Source organism: Pseudoalteromonas sp. 2CM28B (assembly GCF_023161935.1).
Window position 1 is genome coordinate 206,672 of record NZ_JALNTH010000004.1, and the last position, 14,313, is coordinate 220,984.

Genomic DNA, 14,313 nt, shown 5'->3' on the forward strand with positions numbered 1-14,313 from the left:
TACAAATTAATTATAACTTTTGATTATTGTTGGATAACCTACACAAAAAAATGGGCCTTTTGCTAAAAAGTAATCACGTTATACACACTCTAATTTTGTGCACCTTTTATGTTTACATATAGGAGAACCATTATTCCACAAAGCACATTAATCAAAGCTACGTATAGCTTATCGAACTATGCACTATGATTGATATTAACCAAAAATAGCAATATAGTATTACTATTGCATCTACGGACAGAAATTATGGATATTAAAAATACTCCAATACGCTATATAAAGTGCTTTAATAGTCCAGACTATACTTCACTTTTCTGTGTGGCAGCTAACTACAACATTTTATTGGTTAATTACCAAGCACTTAATGTAATCACAACTTATGAACTTATCAATAAGTTTATGCAAGATAACGGTTATAAAAGCTTAGTTATTTTTGATGTTCCAAAAAATAGTGACGTATTAGCTTTAAAAGAATGGCCTAATTTAAAGGGACTTTTTTACGAAAGTTCAGATGACTCACTTTTTCAACAAGGCCTTGAAGCTATTGAACAAGGTAAGCTCTGGTTTCCCCGTGATGTGACAGACAGCTGGATGAGACAAATGTTAGCCAGTGAACAGCAAACCACCCTGCAATCAAGTAACCTTACTTGTAAAGAAATTAAAGTATTAAACTTGCTTTTCTCCGGTCTACACTCCACCGCTATTGCAGATAGCTTATTTATAAGTGAAGCCACTGTCAGAGTGCATTTACATAAAATTTATCAAAAAATATCTGTAAAAAACAAACAACAAGCATTGCTGTGGTGCCAAAAAAACTTAAGTAAAGTCAATAATTGAGTGGGCTTATTTGAAAACGAATAACATCTGAATACTCTCCAGCGGCTTGACGTGTGAAGTCCTCCAATTGAATGCTAAGCGGAATGTAAAACTCAGTCTGGCCAGAATACGAAAAGTTTAGACTTGAAGCTTTTACTAAGTTAATTTCTTCTGAGCCTAACTGCAATGTATAGCTAATACCATATTTATTACTAAAAATAGAGTGTAATAAACGACTTTTATTCTCTGAGGTTACATTAAGTTGAACATCCGTATTAGTCACTATTTGTAAGCTAGGTAACATGGTGTATTTTTCTGCTGGCTTCAATTCTCCCAAATAAACAGTATTAGAAAAAGTGTTATAACCTAATAAAGATAAATTAGTTCGGGGTTGAATATTAGTTTCAATCTCGATTTCTATTTCATCTACGGTTTGCTTATTTTCATCATAGAGCCTCAACTCAAGCCTATCAGTGTAATACCCTGCTTTTACTGGCGTCCCTGCGGGGATCACTAGCCTGATATCTACTTTGCTATTGTTAAGCTTAACCTGATTAATGCTCCTACTTAACAACTGATTTTCTAGACGTATTTGATAGTCAATAAATTGAGAGTTACTTTTAAGGTATCCTTGGTTTTGCGAAGAAAGACTAAAATACAAAGTACAATCCGACGTATTTATTGTGTCTACTCGAATTGTCTTCTCAGCATCGACTTGTGATTTTACGTGATAAAATGACAGGTCATCGAACAAATATTCAATTTCACCAATACTTGCATCACACTGAGCATGAACTCTACTTGCCATAGTTAGTAAAAATATACTTATTGCTAAATACACAATTTTAATGAACATAAATAACCCCTTTTCGTTGAAGTTGCTCTGCATCATGAACCTCTATTAAAAATGTAGTACTATCTTTATTTTGTAAGGTCACTTTATACTGACAAGGAGCAAGGCCAGTTATTGCAAAGCGGCCCCGCTTATTTGTGAAGAATGTATACTCTTTGGCCGATGCTTTATCTTGACAAATAGCCTTTCCCACCATTAAGGCTAAGGGGATCTCGTCCTTACTCCGAAGAGTTGCAATAACAGAAATATTTGCTGCAGTCCCAATTATTGCTTTATGTCCAGTTTTGTATTTAGGGTAAAAGCTAAGCATGCCAGAGCCTATATCATAGCCAGGGGCTAGATCATCAATATCAACAGGAATGTTGATATTGTCATAAGAGCTCAAATCATTAAGTAATATAGTTTTGAAATCTCTATTATCAGCTCTATAGTCATTTTCAACTCGGCCTAATGTAATCACTTTATTTTCTAAACTTTTGTGGGCGTTAACCAAAGCAAAGCTATCGTATATAGGCTTTCCAAATGCCCATGCATCATCTGCAAAAGCTATACTAGATGAGAGGCTTACACGACTTTGATGATAAGCAGAGCGAGCATTTAAATCTTTATAAAAACTTGCATGTTCAAGGTTAGCAGCAAAACGGTTTGCGTTATATTGCATGTTTAAATCAAAGATAGTTTTATTTAATTCGTTGCTCTCTAAGCCAGCTCGAAAGTTCAAAGCACCGACAAAACGCTGATTATTGTCTTGAGTAAATTCTAGTCTCGTTTTATCACGTCTAGACTGGTGGGATAGTTTAACTCTATGCTGATTATTAAATTTATAGGTAAATGATAAATTTATACCCCACTCTCGCTCACCTTTTAACTCATCCCATTGCGCCCCTGCAGTATATCTCCACTGACTATTTACCAAGTCGCCTGAGAAATTGACTCCCAGCGATTTATCAAATTGAACACTTTGATGATCTCGGGAAATATTTGTAAAAAAAGAGGCTAACGTTCTATCGTTAACATAATAACTATAACTCGCCTGTGCATAGTGTTCTCTATAGCGGTTATTAAACGTATCTTGAGACCTAAAACCTAAAGCTGTAAAGTCTTTTGAACTGTATTCATAACCGAGCGTTAGCTCACTTCCTAAGTTGCTTATATTATAGCTACTATAAACAGTACGGTAAGCGTATCCTTGGCGTTCCGCGAAGCTAAATGCGCCCTCAAATGCCAGTTGCCCTATTTGAGCTGCATAGATTTGTTTAAAGCCAATTTGTTGCGCGTATTTATCTCCCTGCGCTGTAACTCCTGCAGTCCAACTTGGGGTCAGGCCATAATCCAGATAGGCACTGAGGAAGGGAGAATCTAGTTCATACTCGAGTTTATCGCCAGCCTCAGCAGGAACGCCTAAGTGAATTTCATATTCAAGCTGCCCTTGTGCAAATAGATCTAAGCCAGTTGCAACATCAAAGTTTACATAGCGCACAACGCCAGCTATATCAGTAATTTTTAGAGAGATATTATTGCTGCCTTCGCTCAAAGGTATGTCACCTAAAGAATAAATACCCGCAACCAAATTAAGGCGCTGAATAATTCGTTCATCGACATATACCTCTACACTTGAAGGGCTTTGAAGAGTAAAGCTACGTGAAGCAGTTGGCCTTATGGGCCTGTCTGATAATAGAGAAAAATCATGTGCTATTGAAAAGCCTAACAAGCGAGAGGAGTTTTGGAAATAACCGCCTGAACTAAAGTTGTCTCCGAGAGAAAGACGCATACCTAAATTTGGTAGATCATGAATAAGCCTAGTTCCTTGCCGCTTAAAGTTTGATGAAGCAGGCTGCGATATTTTATTATATTCAAATTCATTTTCTAACACCCACCCTTGCCAACTAGCTACAATTTCTGAGCGTAATGCATATTGCTCTTGAACTTGCTGCTGTTCCTTATCATCTTGATGTACGTAGCTTGCATAAGCGTTAATAAAACCACTAGTGTTAGCTGGCTCGATAGCCTTTAACTTTTTCCTTCGTTTTTGCGCACTTAATTTTTGTGGGCGAGTTAACTCTACGGGAACAACAACATCCAAACTAAAATCACTCATATCAAACACAACACTAAAACCTAGTTCCCTTAATGAAGTTACCGCTAAAGTATTGCCTTTTAATACCTTAAATAGCTCCCTCTCTTTTTCTTCAAGTAAAATTTCGCGAAGGTGTGGCTCTAATTCGTCCCACTTTAAAAAAAGGGCATCATTTTTATCAACTTTAAGGGAGACTTGACCTATAGGGCTTTTATTTAATTGAACTGACACATTAAGTTCAATTGCCCTGCTAGAAGGGTTTATTTGTGCTAACACGCTAAGTGGTAAAAAAAATACAGCAAAGAGGAACACTGCTAAAGTTTTCATTGCACCAGATCTAAACTTAAATACTCTACCTCACGGCTTTCAATATGTTCAGGTAGCTTAACTTTTATGGTCTGTGTGGCATAAGGCGCAAAAAAAACATCGTACCCCTTCTCCAATAAAGCTTGTTTTTCAAAAGTAGTTACAACGGATTTATTTGTAGTTACTTTAATTTTATAGTCACTGAGCCGCGCAGCCCCCTCTCCTTCATTTTTGACTTGGGCTAAAACCTCCCCACTTTCTATTCTAGAAGTCAGTATTTTTAAGTTAGGTAAATATATATCCCTGTCTACGTGAACAACTAAATTTACATTCATTAATATTTTAAGTTGCGAGGTATCACTACCAATATTAGAAGCCAAAGGCTGCTCAACTAAACTTACTTGATAACTTTTATCATATTTCGGAAAACTCTCAGCAACCCACCTAAATTGAATTTTCTGACCTTGCCCCTCTTGTAAAAATAAAGAGGGAGGAAAGACCCATAATGGAGAATCTTCCAACTTTTTTAACGATGGGCTAGATTCAGAAAAATTAATTTCAAACACTTCAATATCAAATGCAATCTCTCTAGGTAATTGATTGTAAATAAAACTAGAAGGTATTTTTGAGGGTTTATCCGGTGATAATGTAATCACCATAGGTGTTACTTCCAGAGCCTCTACCGAAATAGAAATACTACATATTAGTATCATTAAACATCGGGAGAACCACTGAACACAAAACATTAGAATATAACCTCTAACTCACTATCAGCAGCTTGAAACTCTTTTGGTATTGAAATTGAAATATTGCTTTTTGAATTTGGAAGTAAAATCTTACCTGATAGGGCTCTACTTAGATCCATTCCTTCTAAAGTTAATACTTTACCCTTAGATTTAATATTCCACTGACCTTTTGAAAGGCGTACATATTTGTTCCCTTGGTTTTCTAACGACACACCCCATTGATTTTCTGCTAATTGTTTTTTTTCTTTAATTATTAGGTTAGCTTTAGCATTATCGGGAACAACGTTAAATAGCGTTCTAAAACTAAGTGACATACCAACACCAGATTGGGCATTTTCGTTCAAGTTAACTGACACTTGTTCTACGGTGATTCGATAAGACTTAGAGTGGTTAATAATGGGCTCCCCAATATATCGAACGATTACCGATTGACTATTTCCCGGTGGGATAATCGTTGTCATAGGAATAATTAAGAAGTCTTCTTCGTTTACCTCTAAAGACTCAACGCCATTATCACTTATACTCATATTAAAAGCAGAAACATCAATAGTTAAGGGTTTATCAGATGGGTTTATTATTCGAAGTGTTTGCTGCGACTGACTACCTTGAGAGCTGAGATCGGCTACCATAGGTCTCACTTGAAAGGCATTGACTGAAAATGAAAGCAAACAAAATATAAAGATAAGTAAAATATGCATAGAATTCCCTCCTGAATAAAGGCAGTGCATAGTCACTGCCTTTTCTATTTAACTTTAGTTTGCTGTTACAGTTAGCATTAAAGTATCTGCATACGTACCTGCATATACAGGAGTCTGAGTAACTTCTAGGTCAATCATTCCTGTTACGCCTGTCGTTGCTAATGTGTTACTTCCACCATTGCTTTGAAAAGCACTCTGATCATTCGTTCCATCTTCAGCTGACAAAGTAAAGTCATAAGGACCTGCTGTTAAATGAGCAGTGTATCCTACACCTCTGTCTTCGTGATCAGCGTTTTGAAGGTGTCCCTCAGAAGTAGTTAAAGTAAGTGTTGCACCATCCACATCATTACATTTCAAGTCAAAATTAACTGTTTTTGTATTCCCCAACGCAAGAGCTGGAAAGTAGTGTGTTGTTGCAATATTGCTTACTTCACATACAGACTCAACGGCACCACCTACATTTAAGTTTTCTGCTAGTGCTGAACCTGAAGATAGTGCTGCGATTGCTGAAATTACGATTAGTTTATTCATTGTTATATTCCTTATCCATGTGACATATAGTTTGTTATGTTTAATAAATGTGCGTTTAAAGCACGCCACCCGATACTACTGATGGTGTCATTTCTATGCGGATCACATCCTGGTAGCTTCCTGCATATATCAAGGGGTCATCTAGAGTTAACTGAATTTCAGCAATGCTATCAAATAAGATATCATCAATATTAAAGCTATATGTCGATTTGGTTGCCTGTGCCGATACAGACACACTTTTGTTGGCACCTTCCAATGACCAGTTAATATTATATGAACTTACTCTACTGCTTTGCTCATGACTTAAACCACCATTAAGAGACTGCATTGATATTCTCATTGGCGAATTACAGTTAATCTCTAATGTTGTATTAGCAACGCCACTAGAAGAAAACTCTAGGTTATTATTTTGTGAGGTAAATTCACACACCGGAGAAATATGCCCCACCAATGTAATACTTACTTCATCGTTACTGTATGCATTGGATGCAAAGCAACATAATACTAACCATGCAAGCCTCTTCATCACTGTCACTTCCTTTGAACTACCTTGCTAATACAGTGGTAATGTTAAGCTAAAATTCAGGTTTAGAAAGTTGTTATTTGATTACAAAACAGAGGGTAAGACTAAATACACTGTAGCTAAGCATACCGTTTGGTATAAACATTTAAGTGATTCGTAATCGATAAAGGTAGCCTCTTTATTATTATCACTCTCTTAAAGTCCGCTTTAGCGCTATGTTTAATGTTTATAAACAAGCAAAACATAAGTTGAATAAAGGATAAACAACCAATTAAACAACAGTTACAACTTTATAAATAATTAGATAAACAACTTTGATAAATTTAAGTAATTTTTAACTTCAATAAAATCAACAACTTTGATTGCCAAAAGCCGATAACCAACAATTGTAAACTTCAATATAAACAAAATGCTTAATTCTTTTTTACTAACTAGCTAAAATTATTAGATAAAAACTAAAATCACTTCTATAATCCCCATGAAATCAACAGCTAAATGACAAGTAAGAAATATATATTAAAAAACTATCTGTAGCAGTAGCAAGATATGCCGTACTTGCACCTAGTTACACGAGTGCTGAAGTTTGTATAAATGGCTTTGCATCTATAGTGGGTGGCAAAAGTCTAGACAGGGATCAAACTTTATACGGGTCTGATGACGATATCTCATTTAAAAATGTGGGTATATTTGCATTAATAGTTATCTGCCAATCTTCAGGAAATGATCAGCGGAAATAATTGTGCGTGATAAAGATAGCTATGGCGTTACTTTTGATTAGGTGTAAGTTACTTATAAATATAGTGATAGCAGCGCTTTATTATCTGATGAGGGAGCCAATAAGAAGCAATGTACGCAGGCTAGTTCATTAAACAATACTACAGTAAATTATGCTTTTTAAATTATGTGCCTACAAAGCATTGTAAGTAAATAAACCTTAAAAGGAATAAGCGATTAATAAGCGAGCAGGTTGAAAATTTCCCATAAAAAAACCAGTAACATTGCTGCTACTGGTTTTATAATTTGGTGCGGATGGGGGGACTTGAACCCCCACGCCCGAAAGCACTACCCCCTCAAGGTAGCGTGTCTACCAATTCCACCACATCCGCATTTTTAAGCTTTCGCTTAGGTGTTAAACTTATTGACTTACTTGAGGAGTATAAGTCTTTTAACGTTAGCTTTACGCTAAATTAGTTTGGTACGTCAGAGCTCTGCTGTTGAGTAACAGGTACGTCTTCTTCTGCTGGCGCTACAGTTTCTACTGCAGGTGCTGCTTCAAGGTTTTCCCACTCATCGGTCTTTTTAATTTGACCGGCAGTTAAGTTACCTAACACAATACTTAAAACAAAAAACACTGTTGCTAAGCTTGTTGTTGTTTTGGTCATGAAGTTACCTGCACCTGATGAGCCAAAAACTGTGCCCGAAGCACCGGCGCCAAATGAAGAACCCATGTCTGCGCCTTTACCTTGCTGGATTAAAACCATACCAACTAAAGCTAAAGCAACAACTAAATAAACTACTAATAAAATTTCGTACATCTTATACGGTCCCTTTTGCACTGTTACAGATTGCAGTGAACGAATCTGCTTTTAGACTAGCACCGCCAATAAGGCCGCCGTCTATATCTGGTTGTGCAAATAATAATTCGCTATTTTTTTCGTTAACGCTACCACCATATAAGATGGTAAGCCCTTGTGCTAAATCGCTATCTAATGAAGCAATTTTGTCACGGATAAATTTATGAACAGCTTGTGCCTGTTCTGGCGATGCAGTCTTACCTGTGCCTATGGCCCAAACGGGCTCGTATGCTATCACAGAATCTTTCAGTGCTGCTACACCTAATTTCTCAATTACTGCATCAATTTGTGCAGCAACCACGTGTTCGGTTTGACCGTTTTCTTGTTCGCTCTCGCTTTCACCAATACACAAGATAGGTGTTAGTCCCACTTGCTGTGCACGGGCAAATTTTGCGGCTACGGTGGCATTGCTTTCTTTGTAAATACTGCGTCGCTCTGAATGACCTACGAGTACGTACTTAGCACCTAAATCTTTAATAAGCTGAGCATCCACTTCACCGGTAAAGGCGCCTGGGGTATTTTCACTGAGCGTTTGGGTACCCGTGGTAACACCACTGCCAACCAGTGCTGATACTAATGGAAATGGAGGAAATAAAACAATGTCTATCTCATTTGATTTAACACTGTTTATGGCATCAGACAGTTGAGTGACAAGCTCTAAAGAGCCATTCATTTTCCAGTTACCTGCGACCATTGCCTTACGTATTGCCATTTTCCACTCCAGATTAGAAAGCGGGCGAGATATTAACTTTTCTCGCCCTAAGTTACAAGAGGTTATTGTTCTCAATCAGTTTATTTGCTCATAGATTCGACAACTGCTGCAATTTTTTGCGCGCTGTCTATGACTATTTTTTCTTGTTCGGCTTCAACCATAACACGTACTACCGGTTCAGTGCCTGATTTACGGAGTAAAACACGGCCTTTTTCGCCTAAAGCTTGCTCTACTTGCGCAACCGCATCTTGTACTTCTGGTGCTTGTGTAGGGTCTGTGCCAGGTGTGTAACGTACATTAATCATTTTCATTGGGTACTTTGTAAAACCAGCCCCTAAATCTTGTAATGTGCGATTTTGAGCCACCATTGCAGCCAATACCTGAAGGCTTGAAATGATACCATCGCCCGTGGTGATTAAATCAAGGTTTAATACATGGCCTGAGCTTTCACCGCCAATTCTCCACCCTTTTTGCTGCAGCATTTCCATTACATAACGGTCACCAACTTTACTGCGCGCGAATTCAATTCCTTTTGCTTTTAATGCATTTTCAAGCCCCATGTTCGACATAACCGTGCCAACAACACCACCACCTAGCATATGATCTTCAGCCGCTTGGCAGGCAATAATGTAAACTAAGTCATCACCGTCAAATACGCGACCGTTGTGATCAACCATCATTACGCGATCACCATCACCATCGTAAGCAATACCCACATCGGCTTTATGCTCTAGCACTTTGCGCTTTAACGTATCAACGTGTGTAGCACCACATTCATGGTTTATATTCACCCCATTAGGCTCACATGCATGAGTAATCACTTCAGCGCCTAGCTCACGCATTACCGACGGTGCAATATGATAGGTTGCGCCATTGGCACAATCTAGTACAACTTTTAAACCTTCAAGTGATAAGCCTTGTGGAAATTGGCTTTTACAAAATTCAATATAGCGCCCATCAGCACTTACTAAGCGCGAGGCTTTACCAAGTTTATCTGAGGCAACACAGGTCATTGGTTCATCAAGCATCGCTTCAATTTGTAGCTCAACGTCGTCATCCAATTTTAAGCCTTGGCCATTAAAAAACTTAATCCCGTTATCGTAATAAGGGTTATGCGATGCACTAATTACAATACCTGCTTCGGCTCTGAACGTTTGCGCTAAATATGCAACAGCGGGCGTTGGCATTGGCCCAAGCAGTACGACATCTATTCCTGCGGCAATTAAACCAGCTTCAAGCGCGGTTTCTAGCATGTAACCTGAAATACGGGTATCTTTACCTATAATTACTTTTTTTGTTCCACTTAGAGACAAAACTCGACCTGCGGCCCAGCCTAATTTCATTGCAAACTCAGGGTTAATTGGAGCTGTGCCCACTAAACCACGTACCCCATCGGTACCAAAATATTTTCTTTCGCTCATTATAAAGCTCCTTTTTCGCAAGCTTGGAGTACACCAAGCACATCTGCTGTTTCTTTTACATCGTGTACACGAATAATTTTTGCGCCATTTTGCGCGGCAATTAGCGCACCGGCTAAGCTGCCCGCTAATCGCTCATCTGTTTTTCTGTTTAGCAAATTACCTATCATCGACTTGCGTGAAAGACCTGCTAAAAGCGGTAGTTCAAATTTATTAAATGCATTAAATTTAGCAAGTATTTCATAATTATGCTCTAGGGTTTTGCCAAAGCCAAAACCTGGGTCGAGGATAAGTTGCTCCACCTTAATACCCGCTGTTTCGCATGCGCTTATGCGCTGCTCAAAAAAGAGGTTAATTTGCGCTAGCAAGTCAGTATAAGTGGGTTCACTTTGCATTGTCCGTGGCTGCCCTTGCATATGCATTAAACAAATTGCTACATCGGGATACTTAGCGAGTGTGCTAAGGGTGTGGGGCTCTTGTAATGCACGTACGTCGTTAACTATATCAGCACCTGCTAAAATCGCCTGCTCCATGACCTGCGCTTTACTGGTATCTACCGATATAACGCAGTCACTTTTAGCTCTAATGGCTTTTATTGCAGGTATCACACGATTAAGTTCATCGTCTAAATTAACATCTGGCGCGCCTGGACGTGTAGACTCCCCGCCAATATCAATGATAGTTGCACCCTCGTCTAACAACTGCATTGCCTGTTGCACCGCGTGCGCTGTATCTAAAAACTTTCCACCATCAGAAAATGAATCTGGGGTCACATTTAAAATACCCATCACACATGGTTTTTCCAAATTAAGTTTACGCCCACGGGGAAGGTTTATTATGTTAGTCATCGCCAACCTTTTAGTTATTTGATACAAAAAAGCCCCGAAGTACGGGGCTTTTAAAGTATTATTTTAACGATTATTCAGCTTTATCATCAAGGTTTGTTTCATCTTTTTTCGATGAATCATCCGGTTTTTGGCTTTCATCAACCGGCTTTTCTTGAGGTGCGACTGTTTTAGTTGGCTTATCGTCTAAACGGTCATGTGCATCACGTGGTTCACGCACAGGCTGACGCGCCATTAAATCATCAATTTGTTTAGCATCAATTGTTTCGTATTTCATTAATGCATCTTTCATCGCATGAAGAATATCAATATTTTCTTTTAATATATCTTCTGCTCTTTGATAATTACGGTCTGAGAATAAGCGTACTTCGGCATCAATTACTTTAGCTGTTTCATCAGACATGCTCATTGCGCGACCACCGCCGCCACCCATGTACATCTCGTTTTGATCTTCAGCGTAAAGTAACGGACCTAGTTTTTCACTCAAGCCCCACTGAGTTACCATTTTACGTGCAATATCTGTTGCACGCTCAATGTCGTTACTCGCACCCGTTGTTACTTTGTCTTCGCCATAAATAAGTGCTTCAGCAATTCGGCCACCGTAAAGGCTTGAAATCATTGACTCTAAAAGCTCTTTAGAATGGCTAACACGGTCCTGTTCAGGTAAGTACATAGTTACACCAAGGGCACGGCCACGTGGAATAATCGACACTTTATAAACTGGGTCGTGCTCTGGCACCATACGACCAACAATAGCATGGCCCGCTTCATGGTAAGCCGTCATTTCTTTCTCTTGCTCACTCATCACCATGGTCTTGCGCTCAGCACCCATCATGATTTTATCTTTAGCAGCATCAAACTCAGCCATACTTACAACACGTTTATTACCACGTGCGGCATAAAGTGCGGCTTCGTTTACAAGGTTTGCTAAATCAGCACCAGAAAAACCAGGCGTACCACGTGCAATAACTGCCGCTTCTACGTTATCGCCTAATGGCACTTTACGCATATGTACTTTAAGAATTTGCTCACGGCCACGAATATCAGGCAAGCCAACCACTACTTGACGGTCAAAACGACCAGGACGAAGTAATGCAGGGTCTAGTACGTCAGGGCGGTTAGTTGCCGCTATAACGATAATACCTTCGTTACCTTCAAAACCATCCATTTCTACTAGCATTTGGTTTAGTGTTTGTTCACGTTCGTCGTGTCCCCCACCCATGCCAGCGCCACGCTTACGGCCTACGGCATCAATTTCATCTATAAAGATAATACAGGGTGCAGCCTTTTTAGCTTGCTCAAACATGTCACGTACACGCGATGCGCCCACACCAACAAACATTTCAACAAAGTCAGAACCTGAAATGGTGAAAAACGGTACTTTTGCTTCACCGGCTACGGCTTTTGCAAGTAATGTTTTACCCGTACCAGGAGGACCCACCATTAGTACGCCCTTAGGAATACTACCACCAAGTTTTTGGAACTTAGAAGGGTCACGTAAAAAGTCTACTAACTCTGTTACGTCGTCTTTTGCTTCATCACAACCTGCTACATCAGCAAAAGTTGTTTTAACTTGGTCTTCGCTCATCAGGCGCGCTTTGCTTTTACCAAACGACATTGCGCCTTTACCGCCACCACCTTGCATTTGACGCATGAAGAATATCCATACCCCTATAAGCAGCAACATTGGGAACCAAGAGATAAAAATACTTGCTAAAAACGATTGTTCTTCAGGCTGAACGCCTTTCACATTTACATCATTTTTAAGTAAATCATTAATTAAATCTTCATCGTACATTGGCATTGTGGTTTGAAAACGCTCACCACTGCTTTTAGTACCTGTAATATTACCCGTTCCACGGTCAATAATAACTTCTTGTAAAGAGCCGCTACGCACGTCTTTTACAAATTGAGTGTAACTTGTTTGACGATCAACTTGATCGCCGCCATTAAAGCTCTGAAATACTGACATTAGCACAACTGCAATAACCAGCCAGAGTATTAGATTTTTCGCCATATCGCTCAAGGGGTTAACCTCTTGTATCCAATTAATTTAAATTCAACTAAACGCCAAGCAACTGTACTACAGTTTGTAGCCGGTCGCTACTATATATACTTCCCGAGAACGGGCACGTGAGGCATCAGGTTTGCGTATTTTCACTGCTTTAAAACTATTACGAACGTCTTGCAAGTATTGATCAAAGCCTTCACCTTGAAACACTTTAACAACAAATGCACCATTTTTCTTTAATACTTGATGACACATATCAAGTGCTAATTCTACCAAATACATGCTACCCGCTTGATCTACCGAGTTATTACCGCTCATATTTGGTGCCATGTCAGAGAGTACCACATCAACATTTTTACCATCAATGCGTTTTAACAATGCATCAAGTACGGCTTCTTCACGAAAATCGCCTTGTAAAAAGTCAACCCCCGCAAGTGAGTCCATAGGTAATATGTCACACGCAACAACCTGACCTTTATCAGATACTTTCTCGGCTAAGTATTGTGACCAGCTGCCAGGTGCAGCACCTAAATCAACAACGGTCATACCAGGGCGAAGCAGTTTATCTTTATTTTGGATCTCATCTAATTTGAAAACAGCTCGAGAACGCCAGCCTTTTTTTTGCGCTTGCTGAACATATTGATCATCAAAATGTTCTTTCAGCCATCGCTTTGAACTGGCTGAATGTTTTTTATTTGTCATAAATTAACACGCAACTAATTAGTAATATTCTTTAGATGGCGTTAGAATACCCTTAATTCAAGCCATATTCAGCAAAATTTGTATAAACATGACATTATCAAACAAACAAAAGCAGTTTTTAAAAGGTCAGGCGCATAGCCTTAAGCCTGTAGTTTTACTAGGTTCTAACGGTTTAACCGAGGGCGTAGTAGTCGAAATTCAAAGTGCATTAGAAATTCACGAATTGATTAAAGTAAAAGTACCTACTGACGATCGTGAAACAAAAGCACTTATTTTTGATGCAATCGTTCGTGAAACCGGCGCTACTAAGCTACAAACAATAGGTCACACTGTTGTATTGTATCGTCAAAGTGCAGAAAAAAAGATTCAATTACCACGCGCATAAGTTAATTGTGCAGTGAGTCTTTTTATAAAAAAACCAGCATTAAGCTGGTTTTTTTATTATATGCGCTTATTTATGCTTTTTACCTTTAAACAATAAATTTAAAGCACGGCGCTTTT

The 14,313-nt window shown here is 38.8% G+C and carries 14 protein-coding genes, 1 tRNA gene and 1 pseudogene; 3 read left to right on the forward strand and 13 right to left on the reverse strand.

All coding sequences use genetic code 11. From position 1 onward, the window contains the following. Positions 1-246: 246 nt before the first annotated feature. Positions 247-837 (forward strand): LuxR C-terminal-related transcriptional regulator, encoded by a 591-nt coding sequence (locus MTN96_RS07675; RefSeq protein ID WP_096042048.1) that lies wholly within the window; start codon positions 247-249, stop codon positions 835-837. Here MTN96_RS07675 and MTN96_RS07680 read toward each other — a convergent pair. From MTN96_RS07680 to MTN96_RS07705, 6 genes are all read right to left on the reverse strand, one after another. Further along, positions 827-1,708, reverse strand: coding sequence for a hypothetical protein (locus tag MTN96_RS07680; RefSeq protein WP_248531125.1), 882 nt, complete (start codon positions 1,706-1,708; stop codon positions 827-829). The genes MTN96_RS07675 and MTN96_RS07680 overlap by 11 nt on opposite strands. Next, positions 1,662-4,073, reverse strand: coding sequence for a fimbria/pilus outer membrane usher protein (locus MTN96_RS07685; protein WP_248531126.1), 2,412 nt, complete (start codon positions 4,071-4,073; stop codon positions 1,662-1,664). The genes MTN96_RS07680 and MTN96_RS07685 overlap by 47 nt, the downstream gene beginning before the upstream one ends. Continuing rightward, entirely contained in the window at positions 4,070-4,711 is a 642-nt protein-coding gene (locus tag MTN96_RS07690; RefSeq protein ID WP_248531127.1) for a hypothetical protein, read from the reverse strand. Before MTN96_RS07690 ends, MTN96_RS07685 begins: the two co-directional genes overlap by 4 nt. Positions 4,712-4,797: 86 nt before the next feature. After that, positions 4,798-5,496, reverse strand: coding sequence for a molecular chaperone (locus MTN96_RS07695; protein ID WP_064386815.1), 699 nt, complete (start codon positions 5,494-5,496; stop codon positions 4,798-4,800). Between the two features lie 54 nt (positions 5,497-5,550). Further along, entirely contained in the window at positions 5,551-6,027 is a 477-nt protein-coding gene (locus tag MTN96_RS07700; protein ID WP_024031845.1) for a hypothetical protein, read from the reverse strand. A gap of 55 nt (positions 6,028-6,082) precedes the next feature. Further along, positions 6,083-6,553, reverse strand: a complete 471-nt coding sequence (locus MTN96_RS07705) for a hypothetical protein (RefSeq protein ID WP_029773455.1) — start codon at positions 6,551-6,553, stop codon at positions 6,083-6,085. A gap of 512 nt (positions 6,554-7,065) precedes the next feature. Between MTN96_RS07705 and MTN96_RS07710 the strand changes: the two are divergent. Further along, positions 7,066-7,279, forward strand: a pseudogene (locus tag MTN96_RS07710) (hypothetical protein); the annotation flags it as partial. 292 nt (positions 7,280-7,571) lie between these two features. On the opposite strand, the gene MTN96_RS07715 reads toward MTN96_RS07710, so the two are convergent. The 7 genes from MTN96_RS07715 to rlmE form a co-directional block, all read right to left on the reverse strand. After that, positions 7,572-7,656 (reverse strand) — tRNA-Leu (locus tag MTN96_RS07715). Between the two features lie 81 nt (positions 7,657-7,737). Next, positions 7,738-8,085: a preprotein translocase subunit SecG gene (gene secG, locus MTN96_RS07720; RefSeq protein ID WP_004587340.1), complete on the reverse strand. Its 348-nt coding sequence runs from the start codon at positions 8,083-8,085 to the stop codon at positions 7,738-7,740. Position 8,086: 1 nt separating this feature from the next. After that, positions 8,087-8,836 (reverse strand): triose-phosphate isomerase, encoded by a 750-nt coding sequence (gene tpiA / locus MTN96_RS07725; protein WP_248531128.1) that lies wholly within the window; start codon positions 8,834-8,836, stop codon positions 8,087-8,089. Positions 8,837-8,916: 80 nt separating this feature from the next. Further along, on the reverse strand, positions 8,917-10,257 hold the full coding sequence (gene glmM / locus MTN96_RS07730) for a phosphoglucosamine mutase (RefSeq protein WP_004587342.1): 1,341 nt from the start codon (positions 10,255-10,257) through the stop codon (positions 8,917-8,919). Then, a complete protein-coding gene (gene folP / locus MTN96_RS07735) occupies positions 10,257-11,102 on the reverse strand; it encodes a dihydropteroate synthase (RefSeq protein WP_248531129.1) in 846 nt (281 codons plus the stop codon). The genes glmM and folP overlap by 1 nt, the downstream gene beginning before the upstream one ends. A 70-nt stretch (positions 11,103-11,172) precedes the next feature. Beyond that, positions 11,173-13,116, reverse strand: coding sequence for an ATP-dependent zinc metalloprotease FtsH (gene ftsH / locus MTN96_RS07740; RefSeq protein WP_004587344.1), 1,944 nt, complete (start codon positions 13,114-13,116; stop codon positions 11,173-11,175). Positions 13,117-13,182: 66 nt separating this feature from the next. Beyond that, positions 13,183-13,812 carry a 23S rRNA (uridine(2552)-2'-O)-methyltransferase RlmE gene (rlmE, locus tag MTN96_RS07745; RefSeq protein ID WP_004587345.1) on the reverse strand — a complete coding sequence of 210 codons (630 nt, stop codon included), beginning with the start codon at positions 13,810-13,812 and terminating at the stop codon, positions 13,183-13,185. Positions 13,813-13,900: 88 nt separating this feature from the next. On the opposite strand from rlmE, the gene yhbY reads away from it, so the two are divergent. Next, positions 13,901-14,197, forward strand: coding sequence for a ribosome assembly RNA-binding protein YhbY (gene yhbY / locus MTN96_RS07750; RefSeq protein ID WP_004587346.1), 297 nt, complete (start codon positions 13,901-13,903; stop codon positions 14,195-14,197). Positions 14,198-14,313 lie beyond the last annotated feature (116 nt).

What these genes read in the sequence shown, in the direction of transcription:
- secG (WP_004587340.1), bottom strand. Translation starts at nt 8,085, where the DNA reads ATGTACGAAATTTTATTAGTAGTTTATTTAGTTGTTGCTTTAGCTTTA.
- MTN96_RS07705 (WP_029773455.1), bottom strand. Translation starts at nt 6,553, where the DNA reads ATGAAGAGGCTTGCATGGTTAGTATTATGTTGCTTTGCATCCAATGCA.
- MTN96_RS07685 (WP_248531126.1), bottom strand. Translation starts at nt 4,073, where the DNA reads ATGAAAACTTTAGCAGTGTTCCTCTTTGCTGTATTTTTTTTACCACTT.
- MTN96_RS07695 (WP_064386815.1), bottom strand. Translation starts at nt 5,496, where the DNA reads ATGCATATTTTACTTATCTTTATATTTTGTTTGCTTTCATTTTCAGTC.
- MTN96_RS07680 (WP_248531125.1), bottom strand. Translation starts at nt 1,708, where the DNA reads ATGATGCAGAGCAACTTCAACGAAAAGGGGTTATTTATGTTCATTAAA.
- yhbY (WP_004587346.1), top strand. Translation starts at nt 13,901, where the DNA reads ATGACATTATCAAACAAACAAAAGCAGTTTTTAAAAGGTCAGGCGCAT.
- MTN96_RS07690 (WP_248531127.1), bottom strand. Translation starts at nt 4,711, where the DNA reads ATGGTGATTACATTATCACCGGATAAACCCTCAAAAATACCTTCTAGT.
- MTN96_RS07675 (WP_096042048.1), top strand. Translation starts at nt 247, where the DNA reads ATGGATATTAAAAATACTCCAATACGCTATATAAAGTGCTTTAATAGT.
- tpiA (WP_248531128.1), bottom strand. Translation starts at nt 8,836, where the DNA reads ATGGCAATACGTAAGGCAATGGTCGCAGGTAACTGGAAAATGAATGGC.
- rlmE (WP_004587345.1), bottom strand. Translation starts at nt 13,812, where the DNA reads ATGACAAATAAAAAACATTCAGCCAGTTCAAAGCGATGGCTGAAAGAA.
- MTN96_RS07700 (WP_024031845.1), bottom strand. Translation starts at nt 6,027, where the DNA reads ATGAATAAACTAATCGTAATTTCAGCAATCGCAGCACTATCTTCAGGT.
- glmM (WP_004587342.1), bottom strand. Translation starts at nt 10,257, where the DNA reads ATGAGCGAAAGAAAATATTTTGGTACCGATGGGGTACGTGGTTTAGTG.
- ftsH (WP_004587344.1), bottom strand. Translation starts at nt 13,116, where the DNA reads ATGGCGAAAAATCTAATACTCTGGCTGGTTATTGCAGTTGTGCTAATG.
- folP (WP_248531129.1), bottom strand. Translation starts at nt 11,102, where the DNA reads ATGACTAACATAATAAACCTTCCCCGTGGGCGTAAACTTAATTTGGAA.